The sequence below is a fragment of the Massilia sp. IC2-278 genome (assembly GCF_020708045.1).
GTDB lineage: Bacteria > Pseudomonadota > Gammaproteobacteria > Burkholderiales > Burkholderiaceae_D > Telluria.
In genome coordinates, this window is record NZ_JAJFES010000015.1 from 1 (window position 1) to 22,145 (window position 22,145).

Consider the following 22,145-nt stretch of genomic DNA (forward strand, 5'->3'; position numbering starts at 1 on the left):
GCCTGGCCAGCGAAGGGCTGGGCGGGCGGGTGACGGTGGCTGCCTGGTTCAGCGAACGCGCCACCACCGCGCCGGTGGCGTCGAACACGCCGATGACCGATCCGGCCGGCGCTTGCTGGCGCTCGATGACGCGCAGGATGCGGTCGGGCTGGATCACGGCGGTGAGGGCGTACAGGCGCCCGGCCTGGTCGCGGATCGGCACGCGCACCGGGAAGGCGGCGCGCCCGCGCGGACCGTGGGTGACGCGGCCGACCAGCGGCCTTTGCACGGCCAGCAGCTGCTTCAGGCTCTCGGGGTCGGCCACGCGTCCGCCCGGTGCGCCAAAGGGATTCGTGGTACGGAACAGGACCTTGCCGTCGGCGTCGGTCAGGATCACGGCCAGCCATTCCGGCTGGGCCGCCGCCTGGGCGCGTGCGGCTTCGTAATAGGCGCGCAGGTCGCCGGTATCCATGGCCGGCGTGCGCGCCATGCTGGCCAGGGTGGCGATGGCGCCGTCGAGTTCCGCGTCCACCGCGCTCGACAGGGCGCGCGCCTGGTCGAGCATCGCGCGCTCCTGTTCGCGCTGCTGGTACTGGTCGGCCATGTCCAGCGACCACAGGCCGAGCAGGGCGAGCGGCAACAGCCCGATCGCACTCAGGAGGATGAGCAGCCGGCGCAGCGAAAGGGTGAAACCGGGAGTCGACTGCATGGTTGGCCTTGTGGCAAAAAGGCATTATAAGGTGAAATGCGCGGCCTCATTGCGTGGTGGAATGCCCGGCGCAAATCCAGTTGCCGTTTTTCGCCCGTTCTTGTCGATCAGTCCAACCTGGTTATGCAGCGAGCGGTCTGCGACCATCCGGTTGCCACGCCATTCGATGCGACCACGACGAATCCGGTAAAGCCCTTGTCGGCGATGCGCATCTCGCCTTTGCCGAGATGTTCGCAGATAAAGGCCAGGGCTTGCTCGCGCGGGAACAAGCCGCCGGTCTTGCGGCCGGCCCAAACCAGCAGCTCGCTTGCGCCGATGTGTTCGGCAATGAGTGCCGCAAGCGCTTCCTGGCGCACGCTGCCGTCACGCTCCATCAGGTTGATCCAGGTGCGCAGGTGTCCATCCACGCTCGGGAATGCTTTCATGTGCTGATGGACGGTGCGCGGATTCATGATGGAAGATCGTCGTTTTCAACCGTTTCAGGCGCGGCGCAGGAAGGGCGCCACTTTCTTTTCCAGCAGCCGCACCAGCTCGGGCTGCATGTACGCGTAGTCGTCGGGAATGTCGAGGCAGACGATGCGCTTGCCGTTCAGGTGGCGCCGGAACTTTGCGGACAGGCGGTTGCGGTGCGCCTTTTCCATCACGAAGACGATCTCGGCCCAGGCCAGCTGTTCCGGCGAGAGGGGCACGTCGGCGTCGTTGCCCACGCCCGCCGAGTCGGTCTCGACGCCGGGCCAGGTGGCGAACACCTGCTCGGCGGTCGGGCTGCGCAGGCGGTTCTGGGTGCAGATGAATAGCGCTCGGGTCATGTTTTCCTGTGTGGGTCGAGCACGCCCAGGCGTGCTTCGGCATTCTTGTTGCCCGGGTCGAGCTGCAAGGAGCGGCGGTAGTTCTCGATGGCTGCCGCCGTGTCTCCGGCCTGTTCACAGGCGTCGGCCAGGCTGTCGTAGGCATTGGCGCTGTCAGCGTACAGGAAAGTGGCCAGCTTGAAAATATGGATGGCCTGTTGCGGCTCGCCGCGGTTCAACAGTTGATAACCCCAGTCGTTCAGCTCACCCTCGCGCAGTGAAAAGGTCTTGTCGCGTGTGCGCATGGCGGCGTAGGCGGTGTGGACATGCTCGAAACCGTGCCGCGCCAGTTCCGCCGCCAGTTCCTCGCGGCCCGCCGGCGCCGCTGCCGCAGGCCGCGCTTCCATGGTGACGGCATGGGTGGGCATGCCGTGGCTGGACGGCGGCGCGTCCAGCCAGGCCTTGGCAGCGGCGTCTCGCTTCAGGTAGGCGTCGAGGAAGCGCAGCACGTACTCGGCGGTCCAGCCGTGGGCACGATTGACCTCGGCGCGCGGATACTGGTTGAACATCCCGTCGGAAGCAAAGCGCAGGTAGGTCGACGAAAAGGCGAAGTGCTCCATCGGATGCATGGTCAGCTTGTACAGGTCCGCGTACCTGATGTCGTCGAGGAAGCCCGAGACCGCCTTCTTGCGCGCGGCGAGTTGCTCGATCGACGCCGGGCGCCCTGCAACGTACAGCATCGGCACGCGGATGGTGAGCGGCGTGACGTACTTCGCCTCGGCGAGCAATTCCGGGTAGGCGCGCACCGAGCCGTCGAGACCGACCAGCGCCTTGATGCGCCGGTCCTTGGCCGCGGCCAGTACGTTGGCCAGTCCGCCCCAGCTGTAGCCGGCCACCGCCAGGCGCTTGACGTCGGCATTCGGCAAGCCGTGGGCATGGCGGATCAGGAAGGCGATGTCGGCGGCCTGGGTTTCGGCGCCTTCGAGGTCGCTTGCCATCTCGCGTGCACGCGTGCCGATGCTGGGGCTGGCGAGCACGATGTAGCCGTGGCTGGCCAGGTATTCGCAGAGGTCGGCGTTCTCCATGGCCGGCGCACTGATGCTGGGCGCATAGATCACGACCGGAAAGCGGCCTTTCGCAGCGGCGGCGTCCAGCCGGGCACGCATTGCGCCGGCCAGCGCCGCCTGGCCCTGCACCGGGCCGGACTCGGACAGGTAGCCACGGCGGACAACACTGTCCGCTACCTTTTGCGCCGCTTGCGCGCTGCGCGTGAAATCGTCTTCGCTGCCGATCAGGCGCAGGTAGTCGCCATAGACCAGCGGCTTGCCCGAGCCGGTGGCGGGATACCAGACCAGGGTCTGCACCGGCCGCGCCGTCTCTCCCTCGTTACGCTGGCCGGACACCGGGTCGATCTCGCCGCGCCAGGCGCGTGCTTCGTCGTACTGGTGCACGACCTGCAGGCCGACCTTGTAGGGGCCGGGAGGATTCGGGAAATCGAAGACGGCGGCAGCCTGGCTGGCACCCGCTGTGAAGAAGAACAGGACAACGGCAAGGGACGTGGCAAATACGCGCATGCGAAGCTCCGTGTGGTGGAGCTTCGCATTGTAGACCAGTTTGTCTAGATTGTGCCGGCTTGCGCTCTGCTTCAGCCGATGAAGGAATCGAACTGCATATCGAACTCCTGCAGCGCCTTTTGCGCATTCTGCATCTTGCGCCGGAACTCCGGTCCGCGCTGCAGCGCCAGGCCCACGGCCAGCACGTCGATCACGACCAGATAGGCCAGGCGCGCCGAGATCGGCGTGTAGGGGTCGATGTTGAAGACCAGGTCGATCGGGATCAGCACGGTCGCCATGTCGGCCAGCGGCGTGCCCGACGGCGCCAGCACGATCACGTCGGCGCCACCGCGGCGCGCCAGCTTGGCCGAGCGCGTCAGCGAGGGGTTGTTGCCGCGCTGGGAGATCGCCACCACGCAGTCGCCTTCGCGCAGCAGGGCCGCCGCAATCGAGTGGATCGCCGGGTCGGTGTAGCAGACCGTCGGCACGCCCGAGCGGAAGAATTTGTGCTGGGCGTCGGCTGCGACGAAGCCCGAGGTGCCCTGGCCGTAGAACTCGATCTTGTTCGCACGCGACAGGATGTCGAGCGCTTTCTGGACCGATTCGGCATTCAGGTTGTTGCGCAAATCGAGCAGGGTGTTGATCGAGCGGCTGCAGATTTTATTGACCAGGTCGGCCGCCAGATCGTCCTGGGCCGGCTGCTCGTTGGCGGCGGGCAGGGCCAGCGCCAGGCCCTGCGCCAGTTTCAGCTTGAACTCGTGCCAGCCGTCGTAGCCGAGGGTGCGGCAGAAGCGCACCACGGTCGGCTCGGACACCTGCGCATTTTTCGCCAGGGCCGTGATGTTCTGGCTGACGGTGGCGCTGGGTGCTTCCAGCACCGCCAGCGCTACCTTGCGCTCGGACTTCGAGAGCGAGTCGAGCTGGGTGCGGATCGAATCGAGCAGCATGGCTGGTTCAATCCTCAGGCAGCGCTTCTTCGCGCCACTGCAGGCCGTCGCGGCCGATCAGGGCGCTCGATGCCGCCGGGCCCCAGGTGCCCGATGCATACGGCACCGGTGCGCTGTCGTCCTGCTCCCAGTGTTCCAGGATCGGTTCGACCCATTCCCAGGCCGCTTCGAGTTCGTCGCCGCGCATGAACAGGGTCAGCTGGCCGCGCAGCACGTCGAGCAGCAGGCGTTCGTAGGCTTCCATGCGCGGCGCCTTGAACTGCTCGCGGAAGTCGAGTTCGAGCTCGGCCTGCTTCAGGCGCATCGAATCGCCCGGCGTCTTGGCCATCAAATTCAGCGACAGGCCTTCGTCCGGCTGCAGGCGGATCACCAGGCTGTTCGGCTGGAAGCTCGACGTCGGCTGGTTGAAGATCGAATGCGGAATCTGCTTGAAGCGCACCACGATCTCGGCGAGGCGATCGGCCATGCGTTTGCCCGTGCGCAGGTAGAAGGGCACGCCGGCCCAGCGCCAGGTGTCCACTTCGGCCTTCATGGCGACAAAGGTCTCGGTCTTCGAGCTTTTCGGCGCATCCGGCTCGTCGCGGTAGCTCGGCACGGCCTGGCCGTCGACGTAGCCGCCGCGGTACTGGCCGCGCACGATGTTCTGGGAGAGCGTGGTCGGGGTAAAACGCTTCAGCGAGCGCAGCACCTGCAGCTTGGCGTCGCGCACGGCGTCCGGTGCAATCGAGGTCGGCGGCTCCATCGCCACGATGCACAGCAGCTGCAGCAGGTGGTTCTGCAGCATGTCGCGCAGCGCGCCCGAGTTGTCGTAGTAGCCGAGGCGGTTGCCGACGCCGATCTTCTCGGCGATGGTGATCTGCACGTCCGAGATCCATTCACGGCGCCAGAGCGGCTCGAACAGCACGTTACCGAAGCGCAGGGCCAGCAAGTTCTGCACAGTTTCCTTGCCGAGGTAGTGGTCGATGCGGTAGATCTGCGATTCGGCGAAGACCTTGCCGACATCCAGGTTGATCTGCTTGGCCGAGGCCAGGTCGCGGCCGAGCGGCTTTTCCAGCACCACGCGCGAATGCGGCGTGGCCAGGCCCGTCTCGGCCAGGTTGTCGCAGATGCGCGCAAACAAACTTGGTGGCGTGGCCAGGTAGTAGACGCGGGTGATCGCCTCGTCGTCGCGCAGGGCGTCGACCAGCGGGCCGTAGCTGTCGGCCTGGGTGGCGTCGAGCGCGACGTAGGTGATGCGCTGCAGGAAGCGCTGCCACTTGTCCTCGACCACGGTTTCCTTGATGTGCGGCTTGGAGTTGGTCTCGACCATGTTCAGGAAGGCTTCCTGCGAACTGTCGTCCTTGCCGACGCAGATGATGCGCGCCGTGTCGGGCAAATCGCTGGCGACGTCGCGCGCATACATCGCGGGCAGGAGCTTGCGCATCGCAAGGTCGCCGCTGCCGCCAAAGAAAACGAGGTCGAAATCGGAAAGGGCCATGGTGGTATCGAGGACAAATGAGTGAAGATAAGGTTCATGTAAATTTACTACATGAATATGCTCTTTGCAAGAAATTCTACTACGCAAAGTGCATTGCTGGCCTATGGTGCCATAGGCGCAGCCTGGAGCGCGCGCCGCTAGCCGGCGCGGGTAGGCAGCGATGCGGGCCTTACTCGTCCTGCCTCAGGATGCGCACCAGGGCCGGCAATTCGGCCGGCTTGGTGAGATGGTGGTCGAAGCCGCAGGCCTGCGAGCGTTCGCGGTCGGCGCGCTGTCCCCAGCCGCTCAGGGCCACCAGCCGGACGCCCGCCAGGCGCGCATCGGCGCGGATGCGCTCTGCCACTTCGCATCCATCCATTCCCGGCATGCCGATGTCGAGCACGACCGCCTGCGGCAGCAGGGCGGACGCGCCGAGCTGCGCCAGCGCCGCCGCACCGTCGTAGCAGGCGCCGGTGTGCGCGCCGCGCGCGGCCAGCAGCTGGCACAGCGAATCGGCGGCGTCGCGGTTGTCGTCCACGACCAGGATGCGCAGGCCGTCCAGCGACGCGCCGGTATCGAGGTCCTCGCCGCCGGCCGGCCCGTTTGCGCGCTCGCACAGCGGCAGGCGCACCAGGAATTCGCTGCCTTGCCCGCTGCCGCCGCTGCGCGCCTCGACCCTGCCGCCATGCAGCTGCACCAGGCTGCGCACCATGGCCAGCCCGATCCCGAGGCCGCTGTCGGTATGGCCGGCGCGCCCATGCGGCTGCGAGAACATCTGGAAGATCAGCGGCAGCTGGTCCGGCGCGATGCCCATGCCGGTGTCGCGCACCGACACCACGGCCTCGCGCCCGTCCCGCGAGGCGCGCAGCCAGATCTGCCCGCCGTGGCCGGTGTACTTCGAGGCGTTGTTCAGCAGGTTGGAAAACACCTGGGTCAGGCGCACCTTGTCGGCGTCGAGCACCAGCGCCTCGTCGCCCAGCGCCACCCCCAGATACTGGCCTTTCTGCTCGAACGACGGCGCGCTGGTCTCGAGCGCACAGTGCAATACCTCGGCCAGCGCCACCGGCGCGCAGCGCAGTTCGACCTTGCCGCGGCTGATGCGGGTCACTTCCATCAAATCGTCGACCAGGCGCACCATCTGCCTGACCTGGCGCGCCACCATGTCGAGCAGGGCGTCGAGATTGCGTCTGCCTTCCGGGTGGCGCACGAACTGCAGCGCATTGCTGATCGGCGCCAGCGGGTTGCGCAGCTCGTGCGCCAGGGTCGCCAGGAATTCGTCCTTGCGGCGGTCGGCGGTGCGCAGGGCTTCCTCGGCCCGCTTGCGTTCGCTGATGTCCTGGAAAATGTTGATGGCGCCGTCGATCCCTCCGGACGCGTTGCGCAGGGCCGTGATGTTGACCAGGATGTCGATGCGCGAACCGTCGGGGCGCTCGATGCGCATTTCCCGGTTCACCACCGGTTCGCCGCTGGCCAGCACCGTGGCCAGCGGCGAGGCTGCGTCCTCGGCCCCCTCCTGGCCGGGCGCGCTGCCGAGCAGGGACCAGGCCGGATCGCCGTCCTGCGGCTCCCGTCCCCACAGGGCGGCGGCGCGTGCGTTGTAGTAGACCAGGCGGCCGTCGGCCTGGCAGGCATACACGGCCGCGGGAATGAAATCGATGAGCTCGCGGTACTTGGCTTCGCTTTCGCGCAGCCGGGTTTGCGCCATTTCGTCGCGCAGGCGCTGCACTTCTTCCTGCGCCGCCTTCCAGGCCGAGATGTCCTTGGTGGTGGTGGCCACGCCGTCGCCCAGCTTGACGACGGTCTGCAGGAACCAGCCGTCGAACTGTTCGTGGACGTAGTGGCGTTCGGCGCTGATCGGCTCGCCGGTTTCGGCGACCTGGCGGAAGGCGTCGAAGATGCCGGTCTCCACGACGCCGGGATTCCTCTCCAGCAGGCTCTCGCCTTCGACCTTGCCGAAGCGCGTCTCGGACGTGTAGTTGTTCAGCGCCCACATGAAATCGACGATCTCGCCGGTCTCGCCGCGCACCGCCTCGAACACCTGGATCATGTCGGTCGAGGCGTCCATGGTGGCCTGCAGCAGGTCGTGGCTCTGCTTCAGTTCGGCGGTGCGCTCCTGCACCTGGCGTTCCAGGTCGGCCCGGTGGCGCGCTTCGTGCTCGCGCAGGGCGTCCTCGGCCTGGGTGCGTTCGATCAGGTCGGCCAGCTGGCGCGCCAGCACGTCGAACAGGGTGAAGTCGTCGTCGCTGAAGCGGCGCGGCTGGCGCCAGTGGGTCGAGATCAGGCCGATCAGGCGGCCCGAGCGCGCGCTCAGCGGCGTCGACTGGATCGCGCGGATGCCCGAGCGGCGCAGTTCTTCCAGGTCGGCAGTGCCGGCCATGGCGGGGTCGGTGTCGGTATCCTCGACCACGGCGCGGCGGCGCTCGGCGACCGAACGCCCGCATGCGGTGGCGTGGCCGGTATCGACCTCGTGCCAGAACGCCGCGGACTGCGGATGGATGTTGCGCGCGGCGATCAGGCGCAGCCGCCCGCCCCCCGGGTCGAGCAGCTGGATGGTCGCGGCGTCGGCCTGCGCCAGCGAGAGCGCGGCGTCGAGGATGGCGTCGTACAGCGCCTCCGGCCTTTGCCCGGGGATCAGGCTGGTGCTCAGGCGCTGCAGCAGGCGCGCGCCCGACAGCTCGGCCGCGAGCCGCACTTCGCTGGCGCGCAGCGCTTCCTCGCCGCGCTTGCGCTCGGTGATGTCGCTGCCGGCGCCGAACCACTCGACGATCTTGCCATCCTCGCCCAGCATTGGAATCGCGCGCGAGAAGGTCCAGGCGATCTCGCCGTCGGCGCGGAAGACGCGGTGCTCGAGCTCGAAGGTGGATTTGTTGGCGATTGCCCGGCCGATGGTGGCCAGCACTTCGGGGCGCGCGTCCTCGGGGATGTATTTCTCGATCCAGCTGCAGGTGGGGTCGTCGGTATCGGCGAGGATGTTCTTGCCCTGTAGGGTGCGCATCTCGCTCCAGTCGGGGCTCATCTTGTACAGCATGTCCGAGCTGGCCGTGACAAAGGCGCGGAAGCGCTCCTCGCTCTCGCGCAGCGCGTCCTCGGCCAGGCGGCGCTGGCTGATGTCGAAGAAGGTCAGCACCACGCCCTCGACGCGGTCGTAGGCGGTGCGGTAGGGGTGCATGCGCAGGATGTAGTCGCGGCCGTCGCTGCTGCGCAGCTCGCGTTCGCTCGGTTCCAGGGTTGCGACCACCGCGGCGGCGTCGTCCAGCAGGCGCGGATGGTCGAGCCGGTTGGTGATGTGCGCCAGCGGCCGTCCGGCATCGGCAGGGATCAGGTTGAAGATGCGGGTCGCGCGCGGCGTGTAGCGCTGGATGCGCAGCTCGCGGTCGAGGAAGAGGGTGGCGATGTCGGTCGAGGCGATCAGGTTGCGCAGGTCGTCGTTGGCCTTGGCGGTTTCGTCCACCCGCATGCGCAGCTCGGCGTTCACGGTGTGCAGCTCTTCGTTGCGCGACTGCAGTTCCTCGTGGCCGATCTCGAGTTCGTCGATGGTCGCGCGCATCGCCTTGACGGTCTCGCGCAGCGTATCGTTGGCGGCGACTAGCCTGGACGTGGACAGTTCCGCCTGGTCGATGGTCTGCCGCAGGGTGCGCCGCAGGCAGGCGAGTTCGTCTCCATCGGCCTCCGGCGCCGCGCCGCGGCCGGGCGGCGGCGCCACGCCCAGGGCGTCCGTTTCTTCAAAGGCGACCAGCGTCGCCGCGCCGGCGCCGGCCTGCGGCGCCGGGCTGACCGCGATCCTGGTGCTGCGTGCGCGCTCCTGCAACACGTACTGCAAGGGGCCGGAACGCGCCGGCATGCCGGTCTCCTGCACCTGCAGCAGCAGGGTGCGCAGCGGCGTGCGCAGTTCGGGCAGCACCAGGGCCAGGATCCTGGTACTCAGTTCGCCGCCGCCGTGGCGCAGGAAGGCGGCCGCGCTTTCGGTGGCGTGCACGACGTCGCCTTCCGCATTCAGCAGCACGCTCGGGGGCGCGAGGCGCAGCAGCGCCTGCTCGTGGATGGCGGCGAACGAGGACGGGCGCGGCTCGGGCGCGGGCGCCGTGGCGCCGGCCAAGAACAGGCGCTGGCGCCTGGCCTCGGTGTCGGCGGTACTCATCGACAGGCGCCGCGCCGCGTTGTCGAGCGCGATGGCCTGGTACAGCCGGTGGCGCGCGCTGACGGGTGCGAACAGGTCGGGCGCGCAGTCGGCGGATTCGGCTTCGCCCAGGAACAGGTAGCCGCCGGGATTCAGGGCGCTGTGGAACATCTCCAGCACGTGGCGGTGCAGGTCGCGGTTCAGGTAGATCAGCACATTCCGGCAGGTGATCAGGTCGAGCCTGGAGAAGGCCGGGTCGTGCAGCAGGTCGTGGTGGGCGAACAGGATGCGGTCGCGCAGCACCTTGCGCACCTTGTAGCCGCCGTCTTCGGAAGTGAACCAGCGCGCCAGCAGGCCGGGCGCCATGTCGGCGGCAATGCCCTGCGGATAGCGTCCGGCGCGCGCCAGCACGATCGCGCGTTCGTCGGTATCGGTGGCGAAGATCTGCACGTGGGACGTCGCCGCCGGGGCGCCGCCCGGTTCGGCCAGCAGCATGGCAAGCGAATACGCTTCTTCGCCGGTGGAGCAGGCCGCCACCCAGGCGCGGAACTGGCCGCCGTTCTTTTCCGCTGCGCCCAGGCGCGGCAGCAGGGCTTCTCCTAGCGCCGCAAAGGCGTCGCGGTCGCGAAAGAAACTGGTGACGCCGATCAGGAGATCCTGCAGCAGCGCCTGGATTTCGCCGTGGTCGCGCTGCAGCAGCAGGAGGTAGGCCGCCATGTCGGGCGCGCCGTGGATCTGCATCCTGCGCTCGAGGCGGCGCAGGATGGTCGCCTGCTTGTAATGGCGGAAGTCGTGCCCGGTACGCGACCACAGCAGCGACAGGATCGCGTCCAGGCCCGCGCGCGGCAACCCGTCCGCAGCGCGCGGCGGCTCGGCCGGCGTGGCGCCGCGGCGCTCTTGCTGCTGTTGGCGCATCATGCGCATGGCGTTGCGCACGTCGACCAGCCTGGCCGGCATCTGCGCCGCCGGCAGCACGAAATCGGCCGCGCCGGCATCCACCGCCGCCTGCGGCATGCCGCTTTCCTCGGCCTCGCCCGGCGCCTGCGCCAGCGTCACGCCGCCATGCTCCTTGATGCAGGCCAGGCCCGCCACGCCGTCGGACCCCATGCCCGATAAAACGATGCCGATGGCCCCCTCGCCGTGGGCGACGGCCAGGGTGCGGAAGAAGATGTTGATGGTCATCGGGATGCCGGGCAGGGGACGCCGCTCGCCGGCCAGCAGATGGCCGTCCTTCATGGTCAGGCCATGCCCGGGGGAGATGACGTACACGTGGTCGGGCAAGAGCCGCGTGCGCTCGCTGACCTGGATCACGGGCAGCTGCGTGGCGCGCTGCAGCAGGCGCGCGGCCGAACTCGGATGGTCGGGCGACAGGTGCAGCACGATCACGAAGGCCATGCCCGGGGCGGCGGGCAGGTTTTCCAGCAGGGCGATCAGCGCCGGCAAACCGCCGGCGGAAGCGCCGATGCCCACGACGGGAAAGCCGGCAGCGCCGTCCGCCGCCGGCAAAGGTTCGCGTATATGCTGCTGCTCGTCCATGGAAACGCCCGGTCCGACATCCTCGTGAAGCTTCGAGTGTAAGCCAGGCGCCGTGGTAATTCAGACACTATTTCAATCGCGCGCGGGGTAAGGCGCACAGGCGGTGGCGCGCCTGCGGGCGGTGTTCAGCGCACGTACTCGGGCTGCACCAGTCCCGGCACGTCCACGCGCAGCGCCAGCACCTTGCCGGTCAGCGGATACTGCTCCTTCTCGGCGTTCGAGCGGCCGTGGCTGGCGCTGGTCACGTACAAGGTGCGCAGATCCGTGCCGCCAAAGGCCAGCGCCGTCGGGCAACGCAGCGGCAGCTGCACTTCGCGCAGCAGTTCGCCGGTGGGCGACAGCTTCAGCAAACGTGCGCCTTCGAACATCGCGATCCAGTAATTGCCTTCGCTGTCTACGGCGGCGCCGTCCGGACGGCCGCCGTAGTCGGCCGAGTTCTTGTCGGCGGCGAAGGTGACCAGGTTGCGGTTCAGCGTCGCCTGGCCCGCCTCGGCGTCGAAGTCGTACAGGTCGATGCGGTGGCTGGTGGTATCGGCATGGAACATGCAGCGCCCGTCCAGGCTCCAGGCCAGGCCGTTCGAATTCGTCATGCCGCCCGACCAGGCCAGGCGGAGTTGGTCGCGTTCGAACACGTACATCTCGGCGGCCGGCTTGTCGCGCGGCTCGTACATGGTGCCGACCCAGAAGCGGCCCATCGGGTCGACGCGGCCGTCGTTGAAGCGTACCTGCTTCGTGTCGTACGGGGCCGGGCAGATGTCTTCCATCTCGCCGCTGGTGGTGTTCAGGCGCACGAAGCCTTTACGGGTGGCCACCACCAGGTTGTTGTCGGCGTCGGCGGCAATCGCCGACGGCTCCGAGCCCATCTTCCAGGACGTGAACTTGCCGCTGGCCGGGTGCACGCGGTTCACGGTGAGTCCGTTGATGTCGACCCAGTACAGAGCCGATTCGACGTCGTGCCACAGCGGGCATTCGCCGACCTGCATCGCTTCGTCGTGGACGACTTCGATCTTCACATTCTTCATGGTGGTTTTCCGCGTGTTTACTCGTGCTTTTGCTGATTAAACGGCGGCCTTTGCGCGCGCGATCAGGCCGTTGGTGGAACTGTCATGCTGTGCCGGCTGCGCGTCGCCCGCCAGTTCGGCCTCGATCTTCTTGGCCAGCACCTTGCCCAGCTCCACGCCCCACTGGTCGAAGCTGTTCAGGTCCCAGATCGCGCCTTGTACAAAGGTCTTGTGCTCGTACAGGGCCACCAGGGCGCCCAGCGTGGCCGGGGTCAGGTATTCCATCAGGATGGTATTGCTCGGGCGGTTGCCGGGGAAGGTCTTGTGCGGCGCCAGGCGCTCGACTTCGCTCAGCGACAGGCCCTGGCCCTGCAGGTCCTGGCGCACTTCGTCCAGCGTCTTGCCCTTCATGAAGGCTTCGGACTGGGCGAAGCAGTTCGCCAGCAGGGCGGTGTGGTGGTTGTGCAGCTCGTGAGCCGGGCGCAGGGCGGCAATGAAGTCGATCGGCGTCAGGTCGGTGCCCTGGTGCAGCAGCTGGAAGTAGGCGTGTTGGCCATTCGTGCCCGGCTCGCCCCAGATCGCCGGGCAGGTCGGCGTATCGACCGGCTCGCCGTCGCGCGTCACGCGCTTGCCGTTGCTTTCCATGTCGAGCTGCTGCAGGTAGGCCGGGAAGCGGTTCAGGTCCTGGTGGTAAGGGGCGATGGTGACCGAGGTCGCGCCCAGGAACTGGCGGTTCCAGAAGCCGACCAGGGCCAGGATGATCGGCATGTTCTGCTCGATCGGCGCCGTGCGGAAGTGCGTGTCCATCTCGTGGGCGCCGGCCAGGAAGTCGGCGAAGTAGCCGTAGCCGACGGCCAGGGCCACCGGCAGGCCGATCGCCGACCACACCGAATAACGGCCGCCGACCCAGTCCCAGAACGGGAACATGTTGTCGGGGTCGATGCCGAAGGTCTTGATCGCTTCGACGTTGGTCGAGACGGCAACGAAGTGTTTTGCCAGCGCTTCTTCAGGCGCATGGGCCAGGAACCACTTGCGCGCGGTCTGCGCGTTCATCATGGTCTCGGCCGTGGTGAAGGTCTTCGAGGCGATGATGAAGAGGGTGGTTTCGGGATCGACCTTTTCCAGGGCCGCGTCCATGTCGTGGCCGTCGACGTTCGAGACGAAGTGCAGGGTCAGGCGCGGGTGGCTGTACTGGCGCAGGGCCAGGCAGACCATCTTCGGGCCGAGATCGGAGCCGCCGATGCCGATGTTGACGATGTCGGTGATTGGTTTGCCGCTATGGCCGACCCAGGCGCCGCTGCGCACGGCATCGGTAAACGTCTTGATGCGCGCCAGTACGGCGTGCACGTCGGCGGTCACGTCCTGGCCGTCGACGTTCAGCTGCGCCTCGCGCGGGGCGCGCAGGGCGGTGTGCAGGACGGAGCGGTTCTCGGTGTTGTTGATCCTGGCGCCGGCGAACATGGCGTCGCGCAGCTGCTCGACGCCGCGCTCGCGCGCCAGGCTTGCCAGCAGTTCAAGCGTGCGCCCGTCCAGCCGGTTTTTTGAATAGTCTAGGAACAGGCCTGCGGCATCCAGCGAGAGGCGCTCGAAGCGCTGCGGATCGGCCGCGAACAACTGGCGCATCTGCCAGTCTTCGGCCTCGACGGCGTGGGTTTCAAGGGCCTGGAAGCTGGCGGTGCTGGTCAAGGAAGGCTGGGGCATGGCTCGCGCGTGATAGTGTTTTGGACAGGTTATCGAATAATACAGGAATCGTTCGTAAATTCACTACACAATGGATGAGTCCGGACTCGCGGTCGTTGCTCGATATGCCAATGTTGTACCGCGTGGACTCGGGAGTCCACCCTACCACGGCAGACAACAGGAGCATCCGGGTTTCGTAGGGTGGACACCTGTGTCCACGCGGTATGGGACCGCCGAGCAGCCGCAAGCCCAACCCCACCCGATACCCCCAACCCAATTCTGTAGTAAAATTTCAGAGTCAAATTTTCGAAGGAACGATTATGGCGCTGCACCCTGTAGTTGAACAGGTAACGAACCGGATCATCAAGCGCAGCCGCGCCTCGCGTGCGGCCTACCTGGCGCATCTCGAGGCCGCACGTGTCCAGGGCGTGCAGCGCGGGGCGCTGTCGTGCACCAACCTGGCCCACGGCTTTGCCGCTTTCCCCGCCAACGACAAGCTGAAGCTGCGCGAGCAGAAGAAGCCGTCGGTGGCCATCGTCTCGTCGTACAACGACATGCTGTCGGCCCACCAGCCCTTCGAATACTTCCCGAAGGTGATCAAGGAAGCCGTGCGCGACGTCGGCGCCGTGGCCCAGTTCGCGGGCGGCGTGCCGGCCATGTGCGACGGCGTTACGCAAGGCCAGCCGGGCATGGAACTGTCGCTGTTCTCGCGTGACACCATCGCCATGGCCACCGCCGTCGCGCTGTCGCACAACATGTTCGACGCCGCCCTCTACCTCGGCATCTGCGACAAGATCGTGCCGGGCCTGTTGATCGGCGCGCTGCACTTCGGCCATATCCCGGGCGTGTTCGTGCCGGGCGGCCCGATGACCACCGGTATCTCGAACAAGGAAAAGGCGGCGATCCGCCAGCGCTACGCCAAGGGCGAAGCCACGCGCGAGGAACTGCTGGAAGGCGAATCGGCGTCCTACCACGGCGCCGGCACCTGTACCTTCTACGGCACCGCCAACAGCAACCAGATGCTGATGGAAATGATGGGCCTGCACCTGCCGGGCGCCGCCTTCATCACGCCGGGCACGCCGCTGCGCGACGCACTCACCGCCGCGGCATCGCACCAGGCGGTGGCGATCTCGCAGCAGGGCGGCAGCTACATGCCGATCGGGCACATCGTCGACGAGAAGAGCATCGTGAACGCCATTGTCGCCCTGCATGCCACCGGCGGCTCGACCAACCACACCCTGCACCTGGTGGCAATCGCGCGCGCGGCCGGCATCGTGATCGACTGGAACGACTTCGACGAGCTGTCGAAGGTGGTGCCGTCGCTGACCAGGATCTACCCGAACGGCGAAGCCGACGTGAACCACTTCCAGGCCGCGGGTGGCCCGGGCTTCGTGATCCGCGAACTGCTCGACGCCGGCCTGGCCCACGAGGACGTCAACACCATCCTCGGCCGCGGCCTGCGCAATCACTGCAAGGAGCCTTTCCTGGGCGAAGACGGCAAGGTGGTCTGGCGCGACCTGCCACAGCAGAGCGGCGACGAAAGCGTGCTGCGCCCGGCCTCGAACCCCTTCGCCAGCAATGGCGGCATGGTGCTGGTACAGGGTAACCTGGGCCGCGCTGTGATGAAGGTCTCGGCCGTGAAGCAGGAATATCACGTGGTGGAAGCGCCGGCGCTCACCTTCGACTCGCAGGAAGAGTTCATGCAGGCCTACAAGGACGGCAAGCTGAACCGCGACTTCGTCGCCGTGATCCGTTTCCAGGGCCCGCGCGCCAACGGCATGCCGGAACTGCACGCCCTGACCCCGGCGCTGTCGAACCTGCAGGACGCCGGCTTCAAGGTGGCGATGGTGACCGACGGCCGCATGTCCGGCGCCTCGGGCAAGGTGCCGGCGGCGATCCACGTGTCGCCGGAAATCCTGGCCGGCGGCCCGCTCGGCCTGGTGCGCAACGGCGACATCATCCGCGTCGACGCCACCAACGGTACGCTCGAAGCCCTGGTGCCGGACGACGCCTGGGCCGCGCGCACCATGGCAACGGCAGACCTGTCGAAGAGCCACATCGGCATGGGCCGCGAGCTGTTCGCCATGTTCCGCGGCCATTCGAGCCCGGCGGAAGAGGGCGCGGCCACCTTCCCGCTGCCGTCGCCGATTCCCACCACCGTACCGCTGCATGAAGGCGTCGATGCCAACGAAGTCGTGCCCGGTTCCGACGAAGACTTTCTCTTTAGGACGCAGAAATGACCATGACCGTACTTGACATCATGCGCTCGGCGAGCGTGATCCCCGTGATCGCCATCGACGACCCGGCGCACGCCGTACCCCTCGCCAAGGCCCTGGTGGCCGGCGGCATCCGCGTGCTGGAAGTGACCCTGCGCACCGCGCACGGCCTGCAGGCGATCCGCGACATGGCGCAGGTCGAAGGCGCCATCGTCGGCGTCGGCACCCTGACCCAGCCGGACGAATTCGCCGCCGCGCGCGATGCCGGCGCCGTGTTCGGCGTCTCGCCCGGCCTGACGCCAATGCTGATCGAAGCGGCGAAAAAGAGCGGCCTGCCGCTGCTGCCGGGCGTGATGACGCCGTCGGAAGTGATGGCGGCGCGCGAAGCCGGTTTCAGGCAGCTGAAGCTGTTCCCGGCCGTGCCGGCAGGCGGCGTCGGCATGCTCAATGCGATCGGCGGCCCGCTGCCGGACGTGACCTTCTGCCCGACCGGCGGCATCTCGATCGACACCGCCCCAGCTTTCCTGGCCTGCAAGAACGTGGCCTGCGTGGGCGGCTCCTGGCTGACGCCGAAGGATGCGCTGACCAGCGGCGACTGGGATCGGATTACCGAGCTGGCAAAGGCGGCGGCGGCATTGCGCAAGCAGTAAGCCGGTTACGCCATACGCTGGCGGAAAGGGAGGGGGACGGCTACAGGCACCTGTGGCCGTCCCCCTTCGTTTTTGCCGGGGCTGTCAGGTGCGCATAGCCGTGGCATTTGTATCGGTTCATGCAGCTTATGACTCGCCAAATGTAACCACAACTCTGCTATTCTGGCGATCCTGTTAACTTTTTCATACCGAACGAACCGCCATGAAGCGTCTCTCGATTCTTGCCCTGCCTTTGTTGATCGCCGCAAGCCTGACCGCTTGCAAACGCCACCAGAACGACGCCCAGGACGCGGACAAGCAGGTGCCTGCGGCTACGACGCAGGCGGCAGAGACGCCTGCCGCGGTTCCGGCGCCTGCAGCCGAGACGCCTGCGGCGGCGCCCGCCACGGCGGGGGTCAAGCCTTTCGATTTGCAATCGGTCCCGGTGACGACCAAGGAACTGCCGCCTTTCCCGTATGTCGCCATGCCTGCCGAGCTGAAACCAAGCGATGTGAGAGTGGACAGCGATCTCGATTTCGATCGTGCCTACGTGATCGCCGGCGAGGAACTGCGCCGGGTCGAGGGCAAGGTCATGCACCGGAAATTCTCGCTGAGCGACATGAAGTGGTCGGAGCTGGCTGCACACCGCAACTATGAAATGGCCCTGAAATCCCTCGGTGCCACGCGGGTCGACGCCGTCCACCCGAGGAACGAGAAATTCATCGAGCGCAATGGCGGCAGCTACCAGGCCATGTACGGCAAAATGAACTTGCCGTATATCGATGCGAGCACGGACCCGGATGCGCCTAATTTCGAGCAATGGCTGATCCGCACGCCCCAGACGAACATCTGGTTCACGCTGTATGTGGACGGCGGCGAGGTCGGCGTCGTGACCGTCGAAGAAAAGGCCATGCAACAGCAGGTGCAGGCCTTGCCCGCCGCCCAGCTCTCCAGCGCCCTGAAGAAGGACGGCCACGTCGCGCTTTACCTGAACTTCGATACCGATAGCCAGGTCATGCGCCAGGAAAGCCAGCCGGCGGTGGACGAGATCGTCAAGCTGATGCAGGGCGAGCCCAGCCTGAAGCTGCGCGTCGAAGGCCATACCGACGCCACCGGCGACGCGGTCCACAACCGCAAGCTGTCGCTGGCGCGCGCCGAATCGGTGGTCCAGGCGATCACTGCGAAGCAAATCGCCGCCGAGCGCCTGAGCGCCGTCGGCAAGGGCCCGGACCAGCCGCTGGCCGACAACACGACCGAAGAAGGCAAGGCGAAGAACCGCCGCGTCGAACTCGTGCGCGTTTAACCAGGCGCCGCGCGCCGGCCGTGCTGTGGAATCCGGGGCAGGCGCTTTCCTGCGTCGGATTCCAGATGACGATGGGTAAAAGCCAGGGCGCGCAACGGGGCGTGCCCTCTGGCTGATGGCGAAATCGCACTGGCGTCCCTGCTGTTTCGCGACGCCAAGCTCCGTAAATGAATACTTGAGAGACGATGGAAGATTCGGAATCGCAATTTCAGGAACTCCTTGCCCACTTTGCCGCAAGAGTCAACAAGGCACTTGCTGCGCGCGAAGCGATGGTGCTATGCCTCTTCCTTCGAGCCGATGGAAGCGTTGATGTCGCTGCAGGCATCGCTAATACGGCAAATGAACGCGCGGAAGTTCTCAACGCGATGCAAGCTTCTGCAAAAACGCAGGTAAGCGATGAATCCATCGAAGCGATATGCATTGCCTACCCCGACAGCAGTAACCAAGCCTACGTGGCGTTACTTGAAAATCGGGACAATTACTGTGCCAAAGTCATCATGCCCATTGTCATGCATCCGGCACCCGAACTGGATTTCGAGAACATCGACATTCAGGATGGTGACGTCTATGTCTTTCCGTACGTAGATGCTGAATAAGGCCCAAGTAGGGTACGAACAGCGTTTCTCAAGCTGATACACCAAGGAATGGATGCCACTTCGATGCAACGGTCAGCCTTGAGGACGAGATACGGCAAATCGTTGACCCAATAGCCGAGGTCGATGGACACGGCATGGGCAGCGGGGAATGAACATCTTGATTCTAACCGGAGCTTTCGTAGTTGCTTAGTCCGCTTTGGGTCGATAGCGGTAAACCGCAGTGCTCTCGATGAAACGCGTCAGTAGCGCGGTAATACGTGTGAAGAGGCTGTTCAAAACGGTATGCGAGTAACATCGATTAAGATTGCCACTGCCTCTCACTCTCGCCGAATCAGCCGATGGATGCAGTCCCTTCTCGTTTCCTGCGTTCGCTTCGCCCGCGCCTGCTCACCGCAGGCGAAATCGCGTTGGCCACGCTGCTGTTCCGCGATGCTATCGACTACCGGCGCGTGCGCATTCACGGCAGGCGCTACATGCCCTTCCAGCCAAAGAACTGCTGCATGACCCCCAACGGCAGCATGTACTTCCACCATTCCTGCTTCCTCGACGATTACTCTCAAGCGAACAGCACCGGCCAGCACTGGTTCATGCACGAGATGGTGCACGTCTGGCAGCACCAGCTCGGCTACCCAGTGCGCCTGCGCGGCGCCGTGCGCCTGGGCCTGCAGTACAGCTACGAATTGCGCGAGGGCGCGACGCTGGCCGACTACAACATGGAGGCCCAGGGCGACCTGCTGGCCGATTACTTCGTGCTGAAATTCCTGCGCCGGCCCGACGCCATGCGCCAGCGCCAGTACGGCAACGGGCTGGCGCTGTACGAGCGGGTGCTGGCCGGTTTCCTGGCTGACCCGCGCGACCGCGCCAGCCTGCACCGCGGCCTGGCTGGCCGCATTGCCCGCTTCGCCTGACAGCCCTGTCCAGCCTGTTGCGGCTTTCTTGTCTACCCATCCAGCATTGAGTTTCCTCAATGCTGCCATGCGGCAACAGCCTAGGCTTGGAATCCCTGCCTGCTCTCCTGTTTTCCGACGCCATGAAGCTGTTGCCGATACTGCTGCTGACCGTCCTGCTCGCGCTCCCGGCGCACGCGGCGCGGCGCGTCGGCGAGGTTGAGGTCCGTGCGGGGGCGAATGGCGTGCCGTGCTTTACGATTTCCAGGCGTGAAGAGCAACGCGGCGGCGCGCCGGACTTCCAAGCAGTGACGGTCAGCGACAGCAGTGGCAAGCCGATGTGGAAAATGGCGATGCCGCGCGAACGTACGTTTCCCGTTACTCACAGCATGTGCATCCCCTACGCCGGGCGGGTGCAGGCCTTGCCGCAAACGCCGGCGGCGGCGCTGGAACCAGGCAAGGCCTATCAGGTGCTGATCGATGCGCGCAAGGCGAAAAACGCCGGCAGTCCGCTGCGCTACCTGGCCTGGTTCTGCCTGGCGCCTGGGAGCGCCCCGGCTGGAACGGGCATTTCCCCGATAGGCATGCGCGGCGACTGCCAGCCAGGCAAAAAAACTGTGCCGGGCCAGTCCCGATAAAAACTCTGCCTGCTCGTTGGTCCAATAAGCTTTTATTCGAAGCGGCCGTGTGCTGGGCACAGATTCCTGCAATTCATCTCTTACTTATGTGAATTGCTCTGCAATAAAAAGAAAACAAGTAGCGTATCGATCAGATAATGCCGATGCCACTTTGTTATTCGCTTCGTTAATAAACAAGAATTGAACTGTCGCTTAAACGGTAAACCCGCGGTAAACCCGGCATCAATCCTTTGCCGTACGGAAATCATCTGTATAGACTTGTCTCAACTTGCTTGTCAGTCGATGTGTTGTTTCAAACCTGGCAGCGCAAATCCATTCACACCGCCTGTTATCGAATCACCTACGCACTGTTGCGTCATCGCGGTCTTGATATCCGATCCCGATAGACGATTCCTGAACATCTTCCACACCTTGCTGACATGACTATCCGAACCCGCCTGATAGCGACCATGGCATTGCTGAGCGTCCTGATGATCTTCATCGGGACCGCCGGCATCCTGGCCCTGAACGACACCAATGCCGTTCTCAAGAACGTCAACGAAAACTCGATGGTCTCCATGAAGTCCATCATGGATACCCAGATCCAGATCGACCGCGCGCGCCTGTCGATCGACCGCGTCGCGCTCCAGCCGGATGCGGAAAACGCCGCCGATACCCTGACCCGCGCCGAAGGCTTCCTCTACGCCAGCGACAAGGCCTGGGGGCGTTACCTCGCCTTGCCGTTCGACGACGGCGAGCAGGCGATGGCGAACGGGGTCGACGCCGCGCGCCAGGCCCTGGTCAAGGACGGCATCCGCGCCGCCATCAAGGCGCTGCGTGAGAAGAACCAGCCCGAGATCGACCGCCTGATGCTGAGCGAAGTCACGCGCCTGTTCCGCATCTACACCGACAGCGCCGAAAAGCTCTCGTCCTACCAGCTCGAATCGGCCACGCGGCAGTACACGGAAAGCCAGGCGGCCTATCACCGCAACATGGCGTTCTCGGTCGCCGCCATTGTGATTGGCCTGCTCGCGGCGCTGATCTCGACCGTGCTGCTGCTGCGCGCCGTGATGACGCCGTTGACGCAGGCCCTGGGCCACTTCAACGCCATCGCCGCCGGCAAGCTGACCAACACCATCGATGCTACCCGCAAGGACGAGATGGGCGCACTGATGCGCGGCCTGGCGGCGATGCAGGACAGCCTGGCCGACACGGTACGCGGCGTACGCAGCGGCAGCGACGCGATCGCCACCGCCAGCGGCGAGATCGCCGCCGGCAACCTCGATTTGTCGAGCCGCACCGAGCAGCAGGCCGCCAACCTGGAAGAAACGGCATCCTCGCTCGAGGAACTGACTTCGACCGTGCGCCAGAATTCGGAGAATGCGCGCCAGGCCAGCCAGCTGGTCGGCTCGGCGTCGCAGATCGCGGTGCAGGGCGGCGAGATCGTCTCGCGCGTGGTCGACACCATGGCCTCGATCAGCCAGTCGTCGGACAAGATCGCCGACATCATCGGCGTCATCGACAGCATTGCCTTCCAGACCAACATCCTGGCGCTCAATGCCGCCGTGGAAGCGGCGCGCGCCGGCGAACAGGGCCGCGGCTTCGCCGTGGTCGCCACCGAGGTGCGCAACCTGGCGCACCGCTCGGCCAGCGCCGCCAAGGATATCAAGCAGCTGATCACCGATTCGGTGGAACAGGTCTACACCGGCAGCGCGCTGGTGAACGAAGCGGGAACGACGATGCAGGAAATCGTCGCCAGCGTGCGCCGCGTCACCCAGATCATGGACGAGATCAGCGCCGCCGGCAGCGAGCAGGAAGTCGGCATCGAGCAGATCAACACCGCCGTGGCCGAGATGGATGTCGTGACCCAGCAGAACGCCGCCCTGGTCGAAGAAGCCGCGGCGGCATCGCAGTCCATGCAGGAGCAGGCAGCCCAGCTGGCCGGGATGGTGAGCGTGTTCCAGGTGGCCGGGAATCCGTCGCCAGCCGTGGCGCAACCCGTGGTGCAAGCCGCCGCGAAGCAGTTGGCGGCGCCGGCCAGGGCCGTCAAACAGCCTGCACCGAAGCCGACCCGCAAGCTGGCGCACGCGGCCGACAGTGCCGACGAGTGGGAGCAGTTCTAAGCGCGGTT

At 66.0% G+C, this 22,145-nt stretch carries 16 protein-coding genes; 7 read left to right on the plus strand and 9 right to left on the minus strand.

All coding sequences use genetic code 11. From position 1 onward, the window contains the following. The 9 genes from LK540_RS20755 to pgi form a co-directional block, all read right to left on the minus strand. Positions 1 to 688, minus strand: a 688-nt coding sequence (locus LK540_RS20755; RefSeq protein ID WP_229439224.1) for a cache domain-containing protein, incomplete at its 3' end; no start/stop codon positions are given. 107 nt (positions 689 to 795) lie between these two features. Further along, positions 796 to 1,140, minus strand: a complete 345-nt coding sequence (locus tag LK540_RS20760; protein WP_229439225.1) for a hypothetical protein — start codon at positions 1,138 to 1,140, stop codon at positions 796 to 798. 27 nt (positions 1,141 to 1,167) lie between these two features. Beyond that, a complete protein-coding gene (locus LK540_RS20765) occupies positions 1,168 to 1,497 on the minus strand; it encodes a low molecular weight protein tyrosine phosphatase family protein (protein WP_229439226.1) in 330 nt (109 codons plus the stop codon). Continuing rightward, positions 1,494 to 3,050 carry a dienelactone hydrolase family protein gene (locus tag LK540_RS20770; RefSeq protein WP_229439227.1) on the minus strand — a complete coding sequence of 519 codons (1,557 nt, stop codon included), beginning with the start codon at positions 3,048 to 3,050 and terminating at the stop codon, positions 1,494 to 1,496. Before LK540_RS20770 ends, LK540_RS20765 begins: the two co-directional genes overlap by 4 nt. A gap of 71 nt (positions 3,051 to 3,121) precedes the next feature. After that, entirely contained in the window at positions 3,122 to 3,976 is an 855-nt protein-coding gene (locus LK540_RS20775; RefSeq protein WP_229439228.1) for an SIS domain-containing protein, read from the minus strand. A gap of 7 nt (positions 3,977 to 3,983) precedes the next feature. Beyond that, positions 3,984 to 5,453 (minus strand): glucose-6-phosphate dehydrogenase, encoded by a 1,470-nt coding sequence (gene zwf / locus LK540_RS20780; protein ID WP_229439229.1) that lies wholly within the window; start codon positions 5,451 to 5,453, stop codon positions 3,984 to 3,986. A 169-nt stretch (positions 5,454 to 5,622) separates the two neighbouring features. Beyond that, positions 5,623 to 11,085 carry a CheR family methyltransferase gene (locus LK540_RS20785; RefSeq protein ID WP_229439230.1) on the minus strand — a complete coding sequence of 1,821 codons (5,463 nt, stop codon included), beginning with the start codon at positions 11,083 to 11,085 and terminating at the stop codon, positions 5,623 to 5,625. Positions 11,086 to 11,210: 125 nt separating this feature from the next. After that, a complete protein-coding gene (locus tag LK540_RS20790) occupies positions 11,211 to 12,107 on the minus strand; it encodes an SMP-30/gluconolactonase/LRE family protein (protein WP_229439231.1) in 897 nt (298 codons plus the stop codon). Between the two features lie 36 nt (positions 12,108 to 12,143). After that, positions 12,144 to 13,787 (minus strand): glucose-6-phosphate isomerase, encoded by a 1,644-nt coding sequence (gene pgi, locus LK540_RS20795; protein WP_229439232.1) that lies wholly within the window; start codon positions 13,785 to 13,787, stop codon positions 12,144 to 12,146. Between the two features lie 299 nt (positions 13,788 to 14,086). On the opposite strand from pgi, the gene edd reads away from it, so the two are divergent. From edd to LK540_RS20830, 7 genes are all read left to right on the plus strand, one after another. Further along, entirely contained in the window at positions 14,087 to 16,006 is a 1,920-nt protein-coding gene (edd, locus tag LK540_RS20800) for a phosphogluconate dehydratase (protein WP_229439233.1), read from the plus strand. Continuing rightward, positions 16,003 to 16,632: a bifunctional 4-hydroxy-2-oxoglutarate aldolase/2-dehydro-3-deoxy-phosphogluconate aldolase gene (eda, locus tag LK540_RS20805; RefSeq protein ID WP_229439234.1), complete on the plus strand. Its 630-nt coding sequence runs from the start codon at positions 16,003 to 16,005 to the stop codon at positions 16,630 to 16,632. Before edd ends, eda begins: the two co-directional genes overlap by 4 nt. 202 nt (positions 16,633 to 16,834) lie before the next feature. Then, positions 16,835 to 17,914 (plus strand): OmpA family protein, encoded by a 1,080-nt coding sequence (locus LK540_RS20810; RefSeq protein ID WP_229439235.1) that lies wholly within the window; start codon positions 16,835 to 16,837, stop codon positions 17,912 to 17,914. Positions 17,915 to 18,099: 185 nt separating this feature from the next. Further along, positions 18,100 to 18,510 (plus strand): hypothetical protein, encoded by a 411-nt coding sequence (locus tag LK540_RS20815; protein ID WP_229439236.1) that lies wholly within the window; start codon positions 18,100 to 18,102, stop codon positions 18,508 to 18,510. A gap of 338 nt (positions 18,511 to 18,848) precedes the next feature. Next, a complete protein-coding gene (locus LK540_RS20820) occupies positions 18,849 to 19,418 on the plus strand; it encodes a Rhs element Vgr protein (protein ID WP_229439237.1) in 570 nt (189 codons plus the stop codon). An 86-nt stretch (positions 19,419 to 19,504) separates the two neighbouring features. Next, positions 19,505 to 20,035: a hypothetical protein gene (locus LK540_RS20825; RefSeq protein WP_229439238.1), complete on the plus strand. Its 531-nt coding sequence runs from the start codon at positions 19,505 to 19,507 to the stop codon at positions 20,033 to 20,035. A gap of 419 nt (positions 20,036 to 20,454) precedes the next feature. Beyond that, complete coding sequence (locus LK540_RS20830; RefSeq protein ID WP_267498862.1) at positions 20,455 to 22,137, plus strand: methyl-accepting chemotaxis protein; 1,683 nt, start codon at positions 20,455 to 20,457, stop codon at positions 22,135 to 22,137. Positions 22,138 to 22,145: the final 8 nt, after the last annotated feature.

Coding starts and splice junctions, on each gene's coding strand:
- LK540_RS20785 (WP_229439230.1), bottom strand. CDS start 11,085: ATGGACGAGCAGCAGCATATACGCGAACCTTTGCCGGCGGCGGACGGC.
- edd (WP_229439233.1), top strand. CDS start 14,087: ATGGCGCTGCACCCTGTAGTTGAACAGGTAACGAACCGGATCATCAAG.
- LK540_RS20790 (WP_229439231.1), bottom strand. CDS start 12,107: ATGAAGAATGTGAAGATCGAAGTCGTCCACGACGAAGCGATGCAGGTC.
- LK540_RS20760 (WP_229439225.1), bottom strand. CDS start 1,140: ATGAATCCGCGCACCGTCCATCAGCACATGAAAGCATTCCCGAGCGTG.
- zwf (WP_229439229.1), bottom strand. CDS start 5,453: ATGGCCCTTTCCGATTTCGACCTCGTTTTCTTTGGCGGCAGCGGCGAC.
- LK540_RS20765 (WP_229439226.1), bottom strand. CDS start 1,497: ATGACCCGAGCGCTATTCATCTGCACCCAGAACCGCCTGCGCAGCCCG.
- LK540_RS20810 (WP_229439235.1), top strand. CDS start 16,835: ATGAAGCGTCTCTCGATTCTTGCCCTGCCTTTGTTGATCGCCGCAAGC.
- eda (WP_229439234.1), top strand. CDS start 16,003: ATGACCATGACCGTACTTGACATCATGCGCTCGGCGAGCGTGATCCCC.
- LK540_RS20820 (WP_229439237.1), top strand. CDS start 18,849: ATGGATGCAGTCCCTTCTCGTTTCCTGCGTTCGCTTCGCCCGCGCCTG.
- LK540_RS20770 (WP_229439227.1), bottom strand. CDS start 3,050: ATGCGCGTATTTGCCACGTCCCTTGCCGTTGTCCTGTTCTTCTTCACA.
- pgi (WP_229439232.1), bottom strand. CDS start 13,787: ATGCCCCAGCCTTCCTTGACCAGCACCGCCAGCTTCCAGGCCCTTGAA.
- LK540_RS20775 (WP_229439228.1), bottom strand. CDS start 3,976: ATGCTGCTCGATTCGATCCGCACCCAGCTCGACTCGCTCTCGAAGTCC.
- LK540_RS20815 (WP_229439236.1), top strand. CDS start 18,100: ATGGAAGATTCGGAATCGCAATTTCAGGAACTCCTTGCCCACTTTGCC.
- LK540_RS20830 (WP_267498862.1), top strand. CDS start 20,455: ATGACTATCCGAACCCGCCTGATAGCGACCATGGCATTGCTGAGCGTC.